This window comes from Rhodomicrobium lacus (assembly GCF_003992725.1).
GTDB classification, from domain to species: domain Bacteria; phylum Pseudomonadota; class Alphaproteobacteria; order Rhizobiales; family Rhodomicrobiaceae; genus Rhodomicrobium; species Rhodomicrobium lacus.
In genome coordinates this window covers 1187192-1206660 of sequence record NZ_RZNF01000012.1, presented here as the reverse complement: position 1 = coordinate 1206660, position 19469 = coordinate 1187192, and the positions used below count along the sequence as shown (strand labels likewise).

Sequence of the window (19469 nt, the reverse complement as noted above, 5' to 3'; positions counted from 1 at the left end):
AGTCACGCTGCGGGGTTGGGTGTCGGCATGTCCGTCGAGCGGCCATCCACCCACGTCTCATGGATTCTCATGTCGTTCGGATCGAACGCGACGAGATCGGCGCGGAAGTCGGGCGAAATGCGCCCCAACCGGTCGCCGAAGCCGAGGAATGCAGCCGGTTCGGTCGACGCAAAGCGAAGCGCATCCGTCAGAGGCGTACCGAGCATCTCCACCGCGTTCCGCACCGCCGACGCCATATCGAGCGCCGATCCCGCCAGCGTGCCCGCCGCATTGGTGAGGCGACCGTCCTTGAGCTTGATGTCCTGTCCGTTCAGCGAGAAACTCGTCTCTTTTCCACCCACGGGCGGCATAGCGTCGGTGACGAGCATCGGATGCGCGGCACCGCGAAGCGCGAGCCGCAGCATGGCAGGCGCGACGTGCTCGCCGTCCGCGATAATGCCGAAAAATGCGTTCGGCGCTTCGAGCGCCGCAGCCACGGGGCCGGGATCGCGGGCGCCGAGAGGGCGCATCGCGTTGAAAAGATGGGTGAAGCCGGACAGCCCTTCATCCAGCGCCGCCTTCGTTTGCTCGTAGGTCGCCATCGAATGGCCGAGCGAGACACGCACGCCCGCGTCGGCGAGCCGCGCGATCACCCCGGCCCCGACGCGCTCCGGAGCGAGTGTGACGAGCGTCGCCGTCTCGCGCGGCGCGATAAGGAGTTCCAGATCCTCAGCCGTCGGCTCGCGAATGTAGTCGCGGCAGTGGATGCCCGGCTTTTCCGGCGAGATGAACGGTCCTTCGAGGTGAAGCCCAAGCACCCCCGGATTGAGCGTGGCCGCGCGGTCTACGGCTTCGAGCGCATCGACCATCTTCTGGCGGGCGTCCGTGATGAGCGTCGGCATGACGCCCGTCGTCCCGTATTTCCGGTGCGCCGCCGCGATGGCGGCCATTGCCCCGGCGCCCGGCTCGTCGTTCAGGAGCACGTCTCCGCCACCGTTCACCTGCGAATCGATGAAGCCCGGAGCAAGCCAGGCACCTTCCGGCAGAGCCCGCACGGGCACCCCGTGGGGCAGATTTCCGGGGTGCATGATGTCCAGGATGCGCCCGCCTCGCATGAAGACCGCGCGATCCTTGTGAACTTCCGTGCCATCGAAGATGACGGAAGCAGCTATGGCGTATCGTTTGCGAAGCATTATCGTGTGCTTGTGATTTTGCGGAGATGGCGGGGGCGGTCCACGTCGGTTCCGATCCGCTCCGCGAGCCGGACGGCCATCATGTAGAAGCTCTGGATGAGGCAAACCGCGTCGGTCTCGGGTTGATCCGGCGGCAGGGTGATTAAATTTTCGTCATCCGCGGTGCCGGTTGCGAAAAGCGCGGTGCCCTTGCCGCGCAGGTCGGCGGCGAGCTTTTCCATTCCGGGGGCGGCTTCATCCGTCGGGTTGAACATCAGGATCGGATATTCAGGCGAGACGAGCGCCACCGGCCCGTGCAGAAATTCGGCGCCGCTGAAGGCTTCGGCGTGAAGGTTGGCCGTTTCCTTGAGCTTCAGCGCGGCCTCGCGGGCGATGGCAAGCGTCGGCCCGCGCCCGATGGTGACGAGGCTTGGCGCGCCTGCCAGCGCGGGAAGCGCCGCGCTCCAGTCCAGATCGGAAGCGGCGGCGAGACGTTCCGGCAGACGGGCGACGGCCGCATCGAGCGCCGAATGCCCGTTCCATGCCGCCGCAAGACGAACCAATGCCGCCAGCGTCGTGACAAAGGTTTTCGTTGCGGCGACCGAGAGTTCCGGCCCGGCGCTCATGGGGAGCACGATGTCGCTTACGCGGGCGAGCGCGCTCTCGGTATCGTTGACGATTGCTACCGCCAGCGCGCCTGAGCGTTGCGCCGCCTCGGTCATGGCGACGATGTCGGCGCTGCTTCCCGATTGCGAGATCGCGAGGAAGAGCTGATCCTTCAGCTTCAGTTCGCCGCCGTAGACGCTCGCGATGCTCGGCGCGGCGGCAGCTACGGGAATGCCCAGATACCGCTCGAAAAGGTGCTTGCCGAAGGTGGCGGCGTGGGCTGAACTGCCGCGCGCGCAGGTGACGATCACCCGAGGCGGCTTCCGCCTCAGCCGCGCGGCAAGCTCCTCTACGGGCCGGGCGAGCGCATCGCGCTGGCGGCTCACCGCATGCGGTGCTTCCCGGATTTCCTGCGCCATGCACACGTCGGGCACCTCAGGATGTTTCATGAATCCTCCTGCCCGAAACCGAATTTCGAGCGAGTTGCAGCCCGCCGTCCAGTGCGTCGCCGGCGGGGCGAACCAGCGATCGCTTCATGTTCTCAGACAGCCACGGCTCGAAGGGCTGCGCGAGACCGCCCATGAGTGCGAGCCTCTTCGCACCTGAAACAAGCAGCGCCTCGGCAATTCGTTCCACGTGGCCTGCCGCCGAGGTAACAAGTTTCCGTGCGACCGTGTCTCCCTCTCCGGCATGCCGGAATACGAGCGGCGCGAACGTCCCGAAATCGGCGGGCGCGGCCTCGCTTGCCCAACGCGTGATGGCGTTCGGGTCATGGCCGAAGCGGTTCGCCGCCTCATCGAGCAGGGGTGATGCCGACGCCCGCCCATCCAGCGCCCAAAGCGTGCGCCGCACGGTTTCGAGGCCGAGCCATGCGCCGCTGCCCTCGTCGGAGACCGGGAAACCCCAGCCGCCGACGCGATGACGCCCGCCGCGCACGATGGCCTCACCGATGCTGCCGGTTCCGGCGATGATGACCCCCCCATCCTCGCCACGATGTGCACCGACGCAAGCCGCATGCGAATCCGTGGTAAAAATCGCGGCCTTGAAGGGGTGAGCGAAGCGGGACAGTTCGGCCTGCATGTCCGGCTCGCCCGCTCCCGCAAGCGCGAGACAGGCGACGACGCGGCGGTAATCGGGCGCGAGCGCCGCTTGCTCGAAACATTGAGCCGTGGCCTCCATGACGGCCGCGAATGCCTGCGGAAGGCCACGCCGGACATTTGCCGGACCGGAGCGCCCTTCGCCCAGCGTCTGGCCTTTCGCATCGGCGAGGCGCGCCAGACATTTCGTGCCGCCGCCGTCCACCGCGAGAAACAACACTTCGACGTTCACTCTTTATGCCCTTGTTACGCATGCTTATTTAAGGTTGCATGATGCAAAGTCCAGCGCCACTTGAACGCGTTTTCGGTTGTTATGGATACTGAACGGCCATCCCCCCGCTTCTCCGGTATCGATGTCTGGGAGCCGCTCGATGCGCTCGACGCGATGATCGAGGGCCAGCTTGCCGCGGTCGCCGCCGTGCGCGCGGCGCGCCGCGACATCCTCCACGCGGTGCTTGCGATGGAGAAACGCCTCGCCAGCGGAGGGCGGCTCGTTTATGCGGGCGCGGGCACGTCCGGCCGCCTCGCCGTGCAGGACGGCGCGGAACTCATGCCAACCTTCAGTTGGCCGAAAGACCGGCTCGTGTTGCTGCTCGCGGGCGGCGACGAGGCCATGGTGCAGGCCGTGGAAGGGGCGGAGGACGAGACCCACCGCGCCGCCGAACTCATCCGCGTCGAGCATGGCATTTGCGCGAACGATGTGCTGGTCGCGGTTGCCGCCAGCGGCAAGACGCCGTTCACGCTGTCGGCGCTGCGCGAGGCGAAAAAGCTCGGCGCGCTTGCGGTGGGTATCGCGAACAACCCCGGCACGCCGCTGCTGGCCGAAGCCGATTGCCCGATTTGTCTTGAAACCGGGTCGGAGCCCATCGCCGGGTCGACACGCATGAACGCGGGCACCGCGCAACGCGTCACGCTCGCGATGCTTTCGTCGCTGGTGATGATCCGGCTCGGCCGCGTTTACGAAGGGCTGATGGTCGAGGTACAGGCCGTGAATGCGAAGCTTGTCGGGCGTCGCGAAAAGATGCTCGTGCATCTGACCGGCAAGGATCTGGGCGCCGTGCGCGGAGCGCTTTCGCAAACGGGCGGCAACATCAAGCTTGCGGTGCTTGTCCTTCAAGGATGCGCGCTCGACGAGGCCCGCGCGCTGCTCGAACGCTCGGGCGGCCGTCTGCGCGATGCTCTGGCGGTCGCCGCGCAAGGAAAAGGCGCGGATTGATCGCCGCGCCTTGCCGGTTCGTCGGGGCGAGGCAGCGCCTCGCGGTGTCAGTTTCCGTTTTCGAGGCGCTTTCCGAAGGACGAAATCAGGTCGTCCACGCCCGCCGGGCCGCTGTTCTCCGTCACGGGTTGGGTAACGGACGACGAGCGCTTCTCGCCGCCGTGCCTGTCGCGCCGCAGGGGCGCGCCGGTGGGATCGCGGAAAACATCGGGATCGTGTTCGTGCGCGGGCTCGACGGCGTGATGGTCATGATGCGCCCCCGCATGCACGGCTGAAGGCGCCTCGCCGGCAGGTTCAGCCGAATGTTCGGTCTGGGGAGGCTCCGGCTTGACCGGGGTGCCGCCCTTGGCGACGATCACGGCGGCAGGGCGCAACACGCGCTCCCCGATCTTGTAGCCTGCTTGCAGCACCTGCACGACAACGTCGGCGGGCACGTTGGGCACGTCCACCTTGATCATCGCCTCCGATGTATGCGGATCGAATTTTTCGCCGAGCGGCTCGAAGCGCGTGATGCCGTGGCGCTCGAAAACCTTGAGAAGCTCGCGTTCCGTCACTTCCACGCCCTGAAGCAGCGTGTTGAGAGCCGGAGTCTGGTCCGTCGCTTCCTTTTGCGCGGCTTCGATCGCCCGGCGAAGATTGTCGGCGATGACGATGGCATCCTTGCCAAACTCGGACGAGGCGTATTTCGCGGTTTCCGCCTTTTCGCGCTCGCTGCGCCTGCGATAGTTTTCCATCTCGGCGACGACGCGCAGGTGGCGGTCGCGCAGATCCGCGTTTTCGGCCCTCGCCTCGGCCAGCATCTGCGCCAGCGCCTTCACTTGCTCTTCGGTGGCTTGCGGGTTCTGGTCGCGGCCAAGAGAATCGTTATTTTCCGGCCCGTTCGCGTCCGAGGGCCCGTCCGGGGTATCGTTCATGATATTTTGCCGTTTCCGTTACGATGAGGATCAGCCGCAATCCTCGACCTGCGATGCGCCGATTTTTGAAGCTATATCGGCGGTTTCGCCGGGATAATCAAGCGAGCACGCGGCTGACGAGCTTGGCTGTAAAGTCAACCATGGGGATAATGCGGCCGTAATTGAGCCGCGTGGGACCGATGACGCCGAGAACGCCCACGATCTTGCGCTCATGATCCTGGAACGGTGCGACGATCAGGGAAGATCCGGACAGGGAGAACAAATTATTCTCGGAACCGATAAAAATGCGGACGCCATCGGCTTCTTCCGCAAGGTCGAGCAGGTGGATCAGCGCCTTTTGCGATTCGAGATCCTCGAAAAGAAGGCGGATGCGTTCGAGGTCTTCCACCGCCTTGAGATCGTTCAGGAGGCGTGACTGGCCGCGCACGATCAGGCTGCGATTGTCCTCGCGTCCGCCAGACCATTGCGCGAGGCCGGACCGGACCAGCTTCGCGGTCAGTGCGTCGAGTTCCGCCTGTCTCGCCTTGAGTTCGCCTTCGATCTTTTGGCGCGCCTCGGGCAGCGTCACGCCGCGGATCTTCGCGTTGAGATAGTTTGTCGCCTCGACCAGCGCTTGCGGCGGCAGACCCTCGGGCAAATTCAGCACGCGGTTTTCGACGCTCCCGTCGTCGCCCGCCAGCACAAGCAGCGCGCGTTTTGAATCGAGGCTGACAAATTCGATGTGCTTGAGGCGGCTCACCTGCTTCTCGGCAAGGACCACGCCCGCGCAGCGCGAAAGGCCCGAGAGCAGATCGCCCGCCTCGGCCAGAACTTCAGAGGTCACCGCGTGCTCACGATGATAGTCGCGCAAGAGCTGCCGTTCGAGCTGCTCGCGCTCGGTTTCCTCGATGCTGCCGACTTCGAGCAGGCCGTCGACGAACAGGCGCAGGCCCGTCTGCGTCGGAATGCGGCCCGCGCTGACATGCGGCGCGTAAATCAGCCCCTGAGCCTCAAGATCCGACATCACGTTGCGCACGGATGCGGGCGACAGCGTCATCGGCAGCTGGCGCGACAGATGGCGCGATCCGACAGGCTCGCCCGTTTCGAGATAGGTTTCAACGATGCTCCGGAAGATTTCCCGGTAGCGCTCATTCAATTCGCGCAGCCCGTTTGCCTGACTCAATTCGAGGGCGGGCGCGCGCAACTCTTGCCGCTTCGACATGCTTCGCGTCCTTGTTCCAAACCTGCTAAATCTAAGGTCACGCTGGCCCTTCGTCAAATGCCACGCGCGGCTATAGAACACACTCGAAGCGCCGGCGACCGCGTTTCCCGTCGATTTGATTGCGTGTGGAGAAGCTTCAATCGGGTCGTGTTCGAAAACGGCCAAACGAAGAGGCAAATCGCGTGCTGATCGCGGCCCGCAAAGCGCGACGGTCTCTTTGCAGCCGGACCTGCGATTCGATCAGACTTGACGGGCGCTAACGCCGCTCGAACAGCCGTTCGAGGTCGCCGCGCGACAGCTCGACATAGGTCGGGCGACCGTGATTGCACTGCGCGGCGTTCGGCGTGGTTTCCATCTCGCGCAGAAGCGCATTCATCTCGTCGAGCCGCATCGGGCGGCCGGCACGGACGCTTCCGTGACAGGCCATGGTCGCGCAGATCGCGTGCAGCCGCGTCTCGACCGTGTTCGCGTTGTCCTTGAGTTCGTGAGCGAGGTCCCGGACAAGCGTCTGCAAATCGCATTGCCCGAGAAGCGCGGGTACTTCGCGAACGATGACCGCGCCCGGCCCGAAGCTCTCCAGCGCGAGGCCGCTTCCCGCGATCGCCTCCGCGTGCTCGGCGACGAGCGCGGCATCGTCTTCAGACATCTCCACGATCTCGGGGATGAGCAGCAATTGCCGCGCGATCCGGCCGCCGAGAAGCGCCGCCTTGAGCTTCTCATAGACGATACGCTCATGCGCCGCGTGCTGGTCTATGAGGATCACGCCCTGCGGCGTCTCGGAGAGGATGTAGGTGTTATGGAGTTGCGCCCGCGCCACGCCGAGGCGTTCGTAATTCGCATTGTCGGGTTCGGGGTTCGAGGCTTCGCGCGCGGCTCCGTCAGCGAATGACTGGCTTGCCTCCTCGGCATCGAACGCAAGTGCGGCTTCAGCCAGGCCACCCCGAGGCGCCGCTATCGGCTGCTGATATGCCGGGGAGAACGGCGTTTGCGGCCAGGTGCGCAGCGGCGCGCGATATTGCACCGGCTCCGGCGCAGAGGAAGCGGGTGTCAGCACGCCGGTTGGCCGCGCCGCCATGGCGCCCGCGCGCCGCAGCGCGTCGTGCAGCGCCGAGACGACGAGCGCGCGCACGAGGCTCGCCTCGCGAAATCGCACCTCCGCCTTTGCCGGATGCACGTTCACGTCGACATCCTCGACGCGCACGGTGAGGAACAGCACCGCCAGCGGAAAGCGTCCGCGCGGCACCACATCCACATAAGCGCCGCGAATGGCCGAAAACAGCAGCCGGTCCTTCACCGGCCTGCCGTTCACGAACACATATTGCAGCGATGCGTCGGGCCGGTTGAGCGTCGGCCGCCCGGCGTAGCCCGTCAGCGCCAGCCCGTCGCGTTCGAGGTGCACCGGCTCGGCGTCTTCGCCGAATTCGCGGCCCATGATGCGCGCGAGACGGGCGCGGACCGCGTTTTCGTCCCCTTCGGCGGCGCGCGCGAGCTGAAGCGAAGCGCGTTCGCCCACCGTCAGCGAAAAGCCGACATGCGGGCAGGCGAGCGCGAGCCGCTTCACGACATCGGAGATGGCGGCGTTTTCGGCGCGCTCCGACTTCATGAATTTGAGGCGCGCGGGTGTGGCTGCGAACAGGTCGCGCACCTCGACGCAAGTGCCGGGGCGTGCGGCGGCGGGGCGTACGGGCGAGGTCTCCCCGCCGCGCACCTCGATTTCATGCCCGCGCGTCGATGGGCGCGGGCGCGTCACGATGGAGAGCGTGCCGACCGAACCGAGCGACGGCAGCGCCTCGCCGCGAAAGCCGAGCGTGCGGATCGCCATGAGATCGCCGGTCGGCAGCTTCGACGTGGCGTGGCGCCGAACACACAGCGCGAGGTCCGCCTCGTCCATGCCGACACCGTCGTCGGAGACGCGGATCAGCGACAGACCGCCATTCTCGGCGATCACCTCGATGGCGGTCGCGCCCGCGTCGATGGCGTTCTCGACAAGCTCCTTCACCGCGCTGGCCGGCCGCTCGATCACCTCGCCCGCGGCGATGCGATTGATTTCGACCTGGCTCAGTTCGCGGATCGTCACCCTTCGTCCCCGTGCGTCGGACCTGTCAGGCGGCGAGATATTGCCGCGTGAGCTTCTTGGCGAGTTCCACGGCGGGCTGGTCGAACGGATCGACGCCGAGGAGGTCGCCCGCGAGGATCGTCTCGATGAAGAAGTGCATCATCAGCGCGCCGAGCGCCCGCTCGTCGAGCTTCGGCACGTCGATGGTGCGCACGGGGCGCTTTGCCTCGATGAGCGCGTCGACGATGGCCTTCTGCTGCGCGGCAACGAGATCGCCGATGCTCTTTTCCGCGAGATAGGGCGCGCCCGCCTCGGCAGCGAGTGCCGCCGGGATGGTGAGGCCGCGATCCGTGCCTTCCGCCTCGGCTACGCGCACGATGGTCATGAGGTGCGTCGCTGGGCCGTCCATGAAGAGCTGAAGCTGGCTATGCTGATCCACCGGGCCGAGCGTGCCGATGGGGGTCGTGCCCTCTCCCTTCTTGCCGAGGCTTTCGGCCCAGAGCTGCACATACCACGCGCTGAAACGTTCAAGCCGGTCCGAATACGGCATGAGCACGGAGTTCGTGACGCCGAGATCCTTCGCGAGGCCGATGGACAGCGCCGCGCCGACAGCGGCGGGATGGTCTTCCGGCATGGTGGCGGCGGAGAGCTGTTTCACGACGTCGAGCGCACCGGCGCGGAAGGCAGCCACGTCGAGACCACGCGCGAGCGCGGGCAGAAGGCCGACGACCGAGAACGCCGAATAGCGCCCGCCGATGTCGGTCGGGTGCGGCAGAAGGGGGATGCCGCGCGCGGAGAAAAGCTCGCGCAGGCCATTCGCGACGCCCGGCTTCGCGGGCTCCGTCACGCCAAGGAAGATCTGCGGGATGAGCGCGCCGTGGCCCGCATCCTCGATGAATTTGAACGCGGTCAGCACCTGCGACAGCGTCTCGCCCGTGGTGCCTGATTTCGAAATGGCGATGAAGCGTGTCTTCGGAATGTCGAGGCTCAGAAGGCCGCGGGTGAAGGAGCGCGAGTCGAGGTTGTCGCAGAAACGAAGTTCGGGCAGCTTGCCCGCCGCATCGCCACCGTCGCCGGGGATGCCCCAGCCGCCGACCTGCGCAAGCGCCTGGCCGCCGAGGCTCGAACCGCCCGTGCCGAGAATGACGACGGTTTCCGCGCCCGCAGCGAGTTTGTCGTAGGCCGCGCGGGTTTCCTCGATGTCGGCGGTGTCCTTCAGGATGCGGAAATGCGCGAAGCTGTCGGCCTGCGCGGCTTCCTCAAGGGCCTTGAAGCGCGGCGTGAGCAGCGTCAGCCATTGCGTAAGGCGCCCCCGGCTCAACCCGGCGTCTCCGATCTTCGTGGAGAGACTGCCTTCGATCGATTGGCGATAGGATGGATGCGAGGTCATGGCGCGAATCCCTTTCCGTCAGTGCTACCCTCACGATGCCCGCCCCCCAAGGCAAGACATCCGGCTTCAGCTTTCAACAACTGATCGCACGCAAGGCTTCCGGCGCATAGAAAAAGCCGCCAAGAGCGGCTTTTTCCTGTTCGTGGCGTGGCGTCTTTCGCGCGGCAACGGCCGGCTCTAGCGTCGCGCGGACTCCCTGGGCCTCAGAGTGTCGGCCATTTCGAGATGATGCTTGATCGTCGGCAGCAGATTGGTCGCAAACTGCTTCAATTGCGCGTTGTCGCCACGCTGTATGTAATTTTCCAGAAGCTTTACCGTGTCTCGATGCGCTTCGCGCTCCGACTGGATATACTGGCGGTCGAAATCGCGGTCCGCCACCTTCAGATAGTCAAGCTTCTGCAAGCGCGGCCCATCGATCTTGATCTCAGGCTCCTTCAAATTGGCCTGAGCCAGCGTTTCCTTGAGCTTGGCGTCGGCGGCGCTGTGGTCCTCGGCCATTTTTTTCGCGAACTGCCTCACCTCCTCGTTGTTCGACTTCTGCAAGGCGATGTAGGCGGCCTGAATCTCGAAAATGCCGCTCGCACTCAGTTCGCGGATGAATGCCTCGTCGGCGGTGAGCTTCGGCGTCGCAAGTTGCGCAAAGGAAGGGGCGGCAAAGCCAGCGGCGACCAGCAAAGCCGCGACGGCGATCAGAAAACGTTTCATTTGGAATCTCTCCTCGGTGTGCACCGCAGGGCGGCGTTTTGGAGAGTGAACGGGCGGGGTTCAGCCTCGTTCCCCGTTGCCGCTGTATCTGTTTCCGGGAGCACCATACAATGGCCCGGCAACGGAAAGCGGCGGCATTGACATGACACTTGAGCAATTACGCATTTTCGTCGCCGTGGCCGAGCGGGAGCACATGACGCGCGCAGCCGAGGCGATTCATATCACCCAGTCTGCGGCAAGCGCGGCCATCGCGGCGCTGGAGGCCCGCTATGATACCCGGCTTTTCCATCGCATCGGACGGCGCATCGAACTGACGGACGCGGGGCGTCTTTTCCTCTCCGAGGCGCGCGCAGTGCTCGCGCGAAGCGCCGCAGCAGAACGCGTGCTGCACGATCTTGCAGGGTGCATGGCGGGCACCTTGTCATTGTTTGCAAGCCAGACCATTGCGAATTACTGGCTGCCGCCGTTACTCCACCGCTTTCGCGTGGCGTATCCAGGGGTCTCGGTCCAGCTTGCAATCGGTAACACGGAAGAGGTGGCTGCGGCTGTGAGCGAGGGATTTGCCGATATCGGCTTTGCGGAAGGCAACATCGACAATCCGGCCTTGCGGCTGAAGGCTGTGAAGGGTGACAGGCTGGTGGTCGTCGTCAGTCCCCGGCACGAATGGAGTGGTCGAAACGTGGCCCCGGAAGATCTGATGCAAGGTCCGTGGGTGATGCGTGAGCCGGGCTCCGGCACGCGCGCGATCTTTCTGGATGCTTTGCGGGGGCTTGGTGTGGACTCCACGTCTCTCAAGGTGGCGATGGAACTGCCATCGAACGAAGCCGTGTGTGCGGCAGTCCGTGCCGGTGCGGGGGGCGGCGGCGATATCCGACCTTGTGGCGGAGCCGCTCCTGAGCGCAGGTACGCTCGCGTTTGTATCTCTGCCGTTACCGGAACGCCCGTTCTACGTCGCCCGGCACAAGGAGCGGAGTATCAGCCGGGCGGAACGCGCGCTGCTGGATCTGGTCGAGTAGAAACTCCTTTCCCACTGATCATTCTCATTTTCAGATCAAAACGACATCAACAATTTGTTGGAATGATCATTTCGCATGGGCGACCATTAAGGAAATTCCTGAGGTCAATCGTGGCGAATACCGAAATTGTATTTCAAGATGAAGGCGATTTGCGCAAAGCGCGTCGCTTTCATCGCTTGCACCGCAGCCTCCGGCATCACGCCGGTCAAACCATCTGGCCGGGGTTGTTCCTCGTCGGAACGATCACGGGCGCGTCCTTCGCGCTGTGGGAAATTCCGGGCGTCAAAACCTTCAGCCCGCTGATCCTCGCAATCGTGCTCGGTATGGCGTTTCACAATCTGTTCGGTACGCCATCGCGGGCAAGGGAAGGTGTGCAGTTTTCCATGCGCAAGCTGCTGCGCATGGGCATCGTGCTTCTCGGCCTTCAACTCACGGTCGGTCAGGTCGCGGCAGTTGGCGGTGCCGGTGTCGCGATCATAGCAGCATCGCTCGTCGCGACGTTTGTCTTCACGAAATGGCTTGGCCGCATGCTCGGCGTGGAGCAGAAGCTCGCGGAACTGATCGCAGCGGGCACGTCAATCTGTGGCGCTTCGGCGGTCATCGCCACGAACACGGTCACGAACGCGCATGACGAAGACGTGGCCTACGCGGTCGCCTGCGTCACGTTGTTCGGCTCCATCGCAATGTTCGTCTATCCCATGCTGCCAGCGATGCTCGGCCTGGGTCCGCAGAGCTATGGCCTATGGGCGGGCGCGTCGATCCACGAGATCGCCCAGGTGGTCGCCGCTACGTTCCAGGCCGGCCAGCAAGCGGGCGAGTATGGAACCATAGCCAAGCTGAGCCGCGTGATGATGCTGGCTCCTCTCGTGCTGACGCTCGGTTTCATCGTCCCGCGGCGCGCCTCGGCGGGCGAAGATGGCGCGCGTGCCTCGGTGCCGATGCCCTGGTTCGTGCTCGGCTTCGTGGCCCTCACGCTCTTCAGCAGCGTAGTGGATATTCCGGCGGAGGTGCGGGGCGGTTTCGGCACGCTGACGATGGTGCTGCTTACCATGGCGCTCGGCGCGATGGGGCTCGAAACAAGTTTCCGCAAGCTCGCGGCGAAGGGGCTGCGTCCTCTGGCTTTGGCCGCCTGCGCGAGCGTTTTCATCGCGGCATTCAGCCTCGCCCTCGTTCTTTCCCTTCCGGCGTGATCTCCCCCGCGAAGCGGTGCCCGACCTTCAGGAACTCGGACACGAACTCGCGGAAGCGCGGCTGCTTCGCCTCCACATAGGGCAGCGGCCGCAGCACCTCCACCGCCGCGAGGCCGATGCGCATGGTGAAGCCGCCGTTGATGAGACCCTCACCAAGGCGCTTCGAGACGCGCGCGGTCAGTCCGTGGCCGAGCACCTGAGACAGGATGTCGTCGGTAAAGGCGATGCCGCCCGTGAGCGCGAGGTGTCCCGCGATCAGCCGCATCAGCTTCAGGATCGCGAAGAAGCCGGGCCGACCGCCATAGATCGAGGCGAGATTTCGGAGCATGCGGAAATTTTCGTAGGCGACGAAACCGACCGAGATGATCGCGGCGGGCGACAGCGTCGTCACGGTCAGCACGCGGCGGCCGGACGAGCCGATGGTGACGCGCGCGAGCTTGTCGAGCGGCACCAGCAGCTCGCGCTCCGTCAGGCTCAGAACCTGCTTCGCGTCCATGATGTCGCGCTCGTGCTTCTTGAGCCGCGCGAGGCCGTCGGCGAGTTCGCGCCGTTCGGCGAAGATCGCGCGGATTTCGCCTGCCGCGACGCGCGCCTGCTTCGTGTCTTCGACCATGAGCGCGGAGTCGGCGCGCTTGCGGACCGTCGTCATGGCCGACAGCCGGGCAAGTCCCCCGATTTCGCGCGCGAGGATCATGGCGAAGGAGAAGACGGCGACCGCCAGCAGGATCGTTGCTGCCCAGCCGATCCAGTCTTGGCGTCCGAGAAGCGTCAGGAATGTGTCCTGCACCCAGATGAGGACGGCGAGCACGACGAGCCCGCCCACCGCCGACAGGAAGAGGCCGCCCCATTTCCGCGTACGCGAGATCGCCTTTTCGGGCGGCTCTGCCGTCGTTGCGGTGGGCTGATCCGAAGGCGCGGGGGCGGGCGCCGCCGCGTTCGGCTGCGGCCCGGCAGCGCGCGGCTTCGCGCCCGGCTGTGCGCCCTGCGAGGCGGCGGCAGCGGGCCGGTTCTGTTCGGGTTCCACGCGAGACGATGCTGGCGGCGCTTTTGGCGCATCCGGCCCGGGCGCGGGCGCTTCATCCCGCAGCGGCAGATCCGCCGAGAGCCTGGGATCGTCGAGATTGAATGCCGCGGGCGCGCGGCCTTTCGGTTCGCCGGTCATGAGAGTTTATCGCCGATAAGGAAGTTCAACGCGCGGTCGAGCCGGATGTGGGACAGCACCGGGCTTTCACCGAAGCCGAGCGCGCGCTGGCGTTGCGGCCGGAAACGCACGAAATGCGCCGCCGAGTGTCCCATTTTCAGCCATTCGGGCGACAGCGCGAGCGCCGGGTCTTCCGGCAGGTCGCCGGGAAAGATCGCAAGTTGCTCCTTGCCGTCGAAGACGCGGGCGCCGAGGCGCTCGCCTTTCAGCGGCACGCCGACGATGCATGGCAGCCGGTCGTTGCCCTGCCGCGCTTCCGCCTCGCCCGTCGCGCGGACGCTCGCGAGCGCGAACGCCTTCACCTCCGCGCCGCTGAAATTCGCCCGCGCAGCGCTTTTCTTCGCGATGAGGCCGAGGATCGCCTCGAGCCGGTCGTGGTTCGTGTGGTGCAGGTGATCCGCCTTCGTCGCGGCGAACACGATGCGGTCGATCCGCCGCCCGCTGAACATGGCATGCCACGGGTTCTGGCCGTGACGGAAGCAGCCGAGGATGTCGGTCATCGCGCGTTCGAGGTCGGCGACGGCATCCGCGCCCGCGTTGACCACCGTCAGCACGTCGGCCAGCACGATCTGGCGGTCGAGCCGCGCGAAGTGATCGCGGTAGAACGGCTGGATGACGTGCCGCTTGTAGGAGCGGAAGCGCCGCGCCATCATCGCCCAAAGGCTGTTGTCGGGCGGCGTCGAGCCGTCCGGCGCTTCGAGCGGGAAGAAGGTGAAGGCGGGCGAGCCCGCAAGATCGCCCGGCATGAGGAAGCGGCCCGGCGTGAGGCTGGAGAAGGACAGCGCGTCGTCGCGGCATTTGCGCAGATATTGCGTGAAAATCTCCGCGCCCTGTTTCGCCGTCTGCTCGTTCTTCTTCTGAAGCGGGTTCGTGTTGCCGAGGAAGGCGAGCCACTCCTTCGCCGCCGGTTCGCGGCTCGCCTCGCGCGCCATGGCGATGGATTGCCGCGACCATTCCTCGAAAGTGAGGTCGAGCAGCGGCAGGTCGAGCAGCCATTCGCCGGGATAATCCACGATGTCGAGATGCATCAGCCGCGTTGCGCCGAGCGCGCGCCGCATCATCGCGCCGGGGGCATATTCGAAGGTGAGGCGAAGTTCGCTGATCTGCCGCGTGCCCTCCGGCCATTCCGGCTCGGCGGCGGTGAGCTTCGCGAGATTGCCCTCGTAATCGAAGCGCGGCACCGCGTCGTCCGGCTGCGGTTCGAGATAGGTGCGCAGGATGCGCTTCTGCGCCAGCGGCTCGAAGAACGGGAGCGCGTTGCCCGCCATGAGATTATGCACGAGCGAGGTGATGAACACCGTCTTGCCGGAGCGCGACAGCCCGGTCACGCCGAGCCGCACGGACGGCGCGAACATCTGGGCGGCGGTGTCCTGCGCGCGCGCCCACGTTTCCAGCGCTGAACTCGACCAGCGTTCCAGCAAGGCCATTCCTCTCGCAATTCGGGAGATGAAGCGGCTGTTTTAACAGGAGACGCGGCGGAGGGGAATAACGCCGCTTGCGGCGTTTCGCTCGGGGGGTGGCAGTGGCGGAAAGCTGATGTCTGAATTTGCCACAAGTTAGTTTTAGACAGCCTTTGATTCTGCCGTGCAGACTCGCCCGAATCGGCTGAGATATGAATAGCCTTAGCTTTTTATATGCCGTCGATTTTGACAACTTAGCCTTGCCTACAGGAATGGACATGCCTGACCAAACCGAAGAAGAGGTCAGCGTGCATGATGCACGCTTTTGGAAACCTGATGCGCCATCTAAATTTGTGTCGGGGCCGGCTGCGGCGGATCTGCTGGGTGAGCGAGCTACAAAACTTTCTGCATTTCTGGGCGAAAGTCAACGCATCGAATACAAAGATAAGGCCTTACGAAACGATATAGGTGACGACGATTGGTCGAACCTTCAATTGATTAGATTCGTGGCGATTAAAAAGAAATTTAGAAAGATAAACTTTTCCAACACGACCTTCGATTTGTGCTATTTACGTGACTGTCAGTTTGATAGCTGTAATTTTACAGGATCTAGGTTTTCTTCGACGAATTTGCATGGCGCTAGATTTATTGGCTGCATCTTCGACTACGCGACGTTCGAGCGTACAATCATTGATGATACAATTTTAGACGATAATTGCCCGGCTTACGAAAATCATAAGATGCGCTTTGCTAGAAGCCTGCGCACTAATTTTCAGCAAATTGGCGATGCCGCAGCCGTCAACCGAGCGATGCGCGTCGAACTTGATGCCGCTGAAATCCATCTCTACAAATCTTGGAGTTCAAACGATTATTATTATCGTAAAAAGTACAAAAGTGTATTTATTCGCGTTAAACAGTTTTCGCTCTGGGCGAAATTCAAATTTCTAGACTATCTCTGGGGCAATGGTGAAAGCCTTTCTGCTCTTTTGAGGGCGGTCCTCGTCCTTATCGTAGCTATTGCGATCTTGGACCTTGCAACTGCCGCAATGCAGCTGTCTTTGAACGTCCTTTTTGACGCCCTTTGGCGCGCCCCGCAGATCTTCTTTGGCGTGGGCGCACCCTCATACATTTCCTTAGAGTGGCTCACTGCTATCACCGTTCTCAGGCTCACATTTTTTGGCCTATTCATGTCGATACTCGTCAAACGCTTCAATCGTCGATGAATGAGATGCTGCACGTTTATGCATTTGGGTCGATCTGCCGTGGCGAAATATTACCCGGATCGGATGTTGATTTGCTCGCCGTAACCACAGGCAGTGCAAATCAACTGTCGCGGGCGATGTTTTCTATTTATTCCCACGCCAAAATCGCGCGAATTTGGGCGGATGGAAACCCCTTCGCTTGGCATCTTCACCTCGAAGCGAAGCTCATCTATGGCAGTGACGATCGTGATTTTTTCTTCACGCTTGGCTCTCCCGCTACCTACAATAACACCCATAAAGATTGCGAACGTTTTTTGGAGATATTTAGGCAGGCGAGGAACTCTGCTGAAAAAGATAGCCGGAGTATCGTTTTTGATTTATCCGCCGTATTTCTCGCCCTGCGAAATTTTTCCAGCTGTTACTTGTTGGGACGCGGGTGCCCCAATTTTTCGAGAGGCGTGGCCTTGGATTTGATGGGTGATCATCCTCCTATAGAGTTAAATATATATCGTATTCTCGAACGCGCGCGCCTCTTAAGTACTCGAGGATATGGAGCGCCGCTGGATCAAGCGGAAATATCTGAGGCTCTTAAAGCGCTTCCAGCTCTAGAAAATTGGATGTCTCGCCTGAAAGATCGAGAGAATGATCAACGATAGCTTCGCTAATAGGATGGACGCACAGCGCGCTGTTCTAAAAGAAATCAACCGTCTCATCTGGCCAAACGAAGTGCTTTTTGCCCTTTCGGAGGCGGCTATTCAGCGATGGGCAAACGCTAACCGGTTGGAGCCGGGCGATGAAGTCGTGAAACTTGCTAGGCAGGCCGGGGAGGCGTTGCTTTTCTTAGCAAGCTCCAGCCAAGAGCAAGTGTCTCCCGAATACGCGTCTCTCTCGTTCAATATGACTGAGATCCTCGCACGACTTCGATTAGAGGTGATGAGTAGGCGCAGTAATTAGTGATGCAAGCCAAATACGCATAACATGCGCCGCCCCCTCAAGCCACAGCGCGCCGCCGTACCGCGTCGGCGACGCTCGGCGAGCGTTCGAGGAAGGCCGCGAACTTGCGGTAAAGCTCGTCGCGCGCGTTCGCGACCATGACGAGTTCCGCTTCCGGCAGCGGCGGAAAGCCCTCCTCCGCGCCGAGGACCGCGTGGTCGCGACCGACCGAGCCGCGCGGCAGCACCGCGATGCCGAGGCCCGCCGAAACCGCCTTGCGGATGTTCTCGTAAGACGAGCTTGTGTAGGCGAGGTAGCACGGCTTGCCCGCGCGCTGCATCGCGAGCACCATCGTCTTGCGGTAGGTGCAGCCGTCGGGGAAGCCGACCAGCGGCACCGTTGAAAACTGGCCGAGCGGCGTCTTCTCGCGCCCGACCCAGAACAGCGGCTCGCTGCGCAGCACCTTTCGCGGCGCGCCGCCGACATTCGGGCTTTCGCCGCGCGCGCGGTTGAGCAGCGCGACGTCGATTTCGCCCGCGTTGAACATGTCGACGACGGCGGCGGACATGGCGGACGTCACCTCGATGCGAAGGTCCGGGTTCATGTCGAGGCAGCGCGAGAGGACGCCGTGGATGTCCAGCACGTCGAAATCGTCGGGCACGCCAAGCCTGATGCGCCCGGCCAGCGGCGGACGCTGAAACGAGCCGACCGCGTCGGAGAGGCGGGCGAGAATTTCCTTTGCCATCGGCAGGAACCGCGCGCCCTCAAGCGTAAGCCCGGCGAAATGCCCCTGGCGACGCTCCAGAAGCACGCAATCGAGGATCTGCTCCAGCTTCTTCAGGCTTTGCGTCACGGCGGATTGCGTGCGCCCGAGATCGAGGCTCGCACCGGCAAAGCTGCCGCCTTCCGCCACCATCACGAAGGCGCGCAGCTGTTCGAGCGTGATGCGGCGGTCGGTAAGGGTTGCCGCGGTATCGGCGATATTGGCCAAGGTGCGATTCCTTCGCTGTTTCCCGATGCGCTTGGCTCAAGCAAGGCCAACCGCCGCGAGCGCATATCAATTGCGCTTATTATTGCGTCGTCATTATTAATTTTGCAATGAGCGATTGGCCTGCGATCCTTCGCTCATGACACAGATATCGCGCCCTGCCCTCATCGCCTTCGTGCTCCTTTTCAGCCTGATCTGGAGTTCCGCCTTCGTGGCCGGCAAGATCGCCGTGCGGGATGTAGACCCCGTTCTGACGCTGGTGATCCGCTTCGCGCTAAGCGCCGCGATCATGGCGCCGTTCTGCCTCGTGAACGGGGTGGCGTGGAACACCCGCATCGTGAAGACGGGGCTCATCTTCGGTCTGCTGAACAACGCGGTCTATCTCGGCCTGAATTTCTCCGCCCTTGCCTTCACTTCGGCCGCCGTGGTGGGCGTGATCGTGAGTTGCGCCCCGTTCCTCGCGATCCTTTTCGCTGTGGCGCTCAGGCAGGAGCGGTTCGACCCGATCAAGACGCTGGGCGTGCTGATCGGCTTTGCGGGCGTGATCGTCATCATCGGCTTCGACATCAGTACGGGCGATGCCGTCGGCGTCGCGCTCGCGGTCGGCGGCACGACCGCTTTCGCGATTGCCACCGTGATGTTTCGCGGACGTGCGACGGGTCTTCCCGTGCTCCCGCTCAATTTCTGGCAATCGACGGCGGGCGCGCTCGCGCTCCTGCCCGTGCTTGCCGTGAAAGGCGTGCCGACGCCGACCTTCACGATCTCCGCGGCGCTTGCGATCCTCTATCTCACCGTCATCGTGAGCATCGGCGGGACGGTGCTCTGGCTTCTCCTCATCCGCTGGAGCGGAGCGGCGAGCGCGGCGTCCTATCACCTGCTGAACCCGTTTTGGGTGGTGATCCTGTCGAATATCGCGCTTGGCTCGCCGCTCGAACCGCGCGCCTTCGTCGGCGCCGCGATTATCGGAGCGGGGTTGCTGCTGACGACACGGAGCGCTGCTCCCGCTGCGCCGCCGGCTTTGGCGAAGACGGGCGCTTCCTGAAGCAATTCCGGGGCGAGCGAACCGCTCCCATCCTGGAATTGAAGTAATACAAAAGAGCGAGAGCGAATTTGCGAGTTAAAGAAAAGCGCGGACGCGCCGGAGCCGGAAGCCGCGTGGACACCGAGGCCGCTAATAGCCGCGCGAGATCGGCGGAAACGGCG

General features: G+C 63.6%; 17 protein-coding genes and 1 pseudogene. 7 read left to right on the top strand and 11 right to left on the bottom strand.

The annotated features are described in order from the left end of the window. Positions 1 to 2: 2 nt before the first annotated feature. From nagA to EK416_RS15040, 3 genes are read right to left on the bottom strand one after another with little or no spacing between them, the layout of a single operon-like run. Entirely contained in the window at positions 3 to 1172 is a 1170-nt protein-coding gene (gene nagA, locus EK416_RS15050) for an N-acetylglucosamine-6-phosphate deacetylase (protein ID WP_127078898.1), read from the bottom strand. Continuing rightward, a complete protein-coding gene (locus tag EK416_RS15045) occupies positions 1172 to 2206 on the bottom strand; it encodes an SIS domain-containing protein (protein WP_127078896.1) in 1035 nt (344 codons plus the stop codon). Before EK416_RS15045 ends, nagA begins: the two co-directional genes overlap by 1 nt. Next, positions 2193 to 3086 (bottom strand): glucosamine kinase nucleotide-binding domain-containing protein, encoded by an 894-nt coding sequence (locus EK416_RS15040; RefSeq protein ID WP_127078894.1) that lies wholly within the window; start codon positions 3084 to 3086, stop codon positions 2193 to 2195. Before EK416_RS15040 ends, EK416_RS15045 begins: the two co-directional genes overlap by 14 nt. A gap of 81 nt (positions 3087 to 3167) precedes the next feature. On the opposite strand from EK416_RS15040, the gene EK416_RS15035 reads away from it, so the two are divergent. Beyond that, the gene (locus EK416_RS15035; protein ID WP_127078891.1) at positions 3168 to 4070 is read left to right on the top strand and encodes an N-acetylmuramic acid 6-phosphate etherase; all 903 of its coding nucleotides are present in this window, start codon (positions 3168 to 3170) and stop codon (positions 4068 to 4070) included. A gap of 47 nt (positions 4071 to 4117) precedes the next feature. Here EK416_RS15035 and grpE read toward each other — a convergent pair whose 3' ends face one another. The 5 genes from grpE to EK416_RS15010 form a co-directional block, all read right to left on the bottom strand. Further along, complete coding sequence (grpE, locus tag EK416_RS15030) at positions 4118 to 4984, bottom strand: nucleotide exchange factor GrpE (protein ID WP_127078889.1); 867 nt, start codon at positions 4982 to 4984, stop codon at positions 4118 to 4120. 97 nt (positions 4985 to 5081) lie between these two features. Next, a complete protein-coding gene (gene hrcA, locus EK416_RS15025; protein WP_181952145.1) occupies positions 5082 to 6185 on the bottom strand; it encodes a heat-inducible transcriptional repressor HrcA in 1104 nt (367 codons plus the stop codon). 256 nt (positions 6186 to 6441) lie between these two features. Further along, positions 6442 to 8262, bottom strand: coding sequence for a DNA mismatch repair endonuclease MutL (gene mutL, locus EK416_RS15020; RefSeq protein WP_127078887.1), 1821 nt, complete (start codon positions 8260 to 8262; stop codon positions 6442 to 6444). Between the two features lie 25 nt (positions 8263 to 8287). After that, entirely contained in the window at positions 8288 to 9631 is a 1344-nt protein-coding gene (locus EK416_RS15015; protein ID WP_127078885.1) for a glucose-6-phosphate isomerase, read from the bottom strand. Positions 9632 to 9808: 177 nt separating this feature from the next. After that, the gene (locus EK416_RS15010) at positions 9809 to 10336 is read right to left on the bottom strand and encodes a DUF4142 domain-containing protein (protein ID WP_127078883.1); all 528 of its coding nucleotides are present in this window, start codon (positions 10334 to 10336) and stop codon (positions 9809 to 9811) included. Between the two features lie 142 nt (positions 10337 to 10478). Here EK416_RS15010 and EK416_RS15005 point away from each other — a divergent pair. Both EK416_RS15005 and EK416_RS15000 read left to right on the top strand, forming a co-directional pair. After that, a pseudogene (locus tag EK416_RS15005) lies at positions 10479 to 11352 on the top strand (LysR substrate-binding domain-containing protein). Between the two features lie 110 nt (positions 11353 to 11462). Next, positions 11463 to 12542, top strand: coding sequence for a YeiH family protein (locus EK416_RS15000; RefSeq protein WP_127078881.1), 1080 nt, complete (start codon positions 11463 to 11465; stop codon positions 12540 to 12542). Here the strand turns inward: EK416_RS15000 and EK416_RS14995 are convergent. Further along, complete coding sequence (locus tag EK416_RS14995) at positions 12508 to 13704, bottom strand: YcjF family protein (RefSeq protein ID WP_127078879.1); 1197 nt, start codon at positions 13702 to 13704, stop codon at positions 12508 to 12510. The two genes, EK416_RS15000 and EK416_RS14995, sit on opposite strands and share 35 nt — an antisense overlap. Next, positions 13701 to 15170 (bottom strand): YcjX family GTP-binding protein, encoded by a 1470-nt coding sequence (locus EK416_RS14990; RefSeq protein WP_127078877.1) that lies wholly within the window; start codon positions 15168 to 15170, stop codon positions 13701 to 13703. Before EK416_RS14990 ends, EK416_RS14995 begins: the two co-directional genes overlap by 4 nt. Positions 15171 to 15421: 251 nt before the next feature. On the opposite strand from EK416_RS14990, the gene EK416_RS14985 reads away from it, so the two are divergent. From EK416_RS14985 to EK416_RS14975, 3 genes are read left to right on the top strand one after another with little or no spacing between them, the layout of a single operon-like run. Next, positions 15422 to 16366, top strand: a complete 945-nt coding sequence (locus EK416_RS14985; RefSeq protein ID WP_164730049.1) for a pentapeptide repeat-containing protein — start codon at positions 15422 to 15424, stop codon at positions 16364 to 16366. After that, positions 16363 to 17001: a nucleotidyltransferase domain-containing protein gene (locus EK416_RS14980; RefSeq protein WP_127078873.1), complete on the top strand. Its 639-nt coding sequence runs from the start codon at positions 16363 to 16365 to the stop codon at positions 16999 to 17001. Before EK416_RS14985 ends, EK416_RS14980 begins: the two co-directional genes overlap by 4 nt. Continuing rightward, complete coding sequence (locus EK416_RS14975; RefSeq protein WP_127078871.1) at positions 16988 to 17299, top strand: hypothetical protein; 312 nt, start codon at positions 16988 to 16990, stop codon at positions 17297 to 17299. Before EK416_RS14980 ends, EK416_RS14975 begins: the two co-directional genes overlap by 14 nt. Positions 17300 to 17336: 37 nt before the next feature. Here the strand turns inward: EK416_RS14975 and EK416_RS14970 are convergent, their stop codons facing one another. Beyond that, complete coding sequence (locus tag EK416_RS14970) at positions 17337 to 18269, bottom strand: LysR substrate-binding domain-containing protein (RefSeq protein ID WP_127078869.1); 933 nt, start codon at positions 18267 to 18269, stop codon at positions 17337 to 17339. 136 nt (positions 18270 to 18405) lie between these two features. Here EK416_RS14970 and EK416_RS14965 point away from each other — a divergent pair, with 136 nt between their 5' ends. Continuing rightward, a complete protein-coding gene (locus EK416_RS14965) occupies positions 18406 to 19308 on the top strand; it encodes a DMT family transporter (protein WP_127078867.1) in 903 nt (300 codons plus the stop codon). Positions 19309 to 19469: the final 161 nt, after the last annotated feature.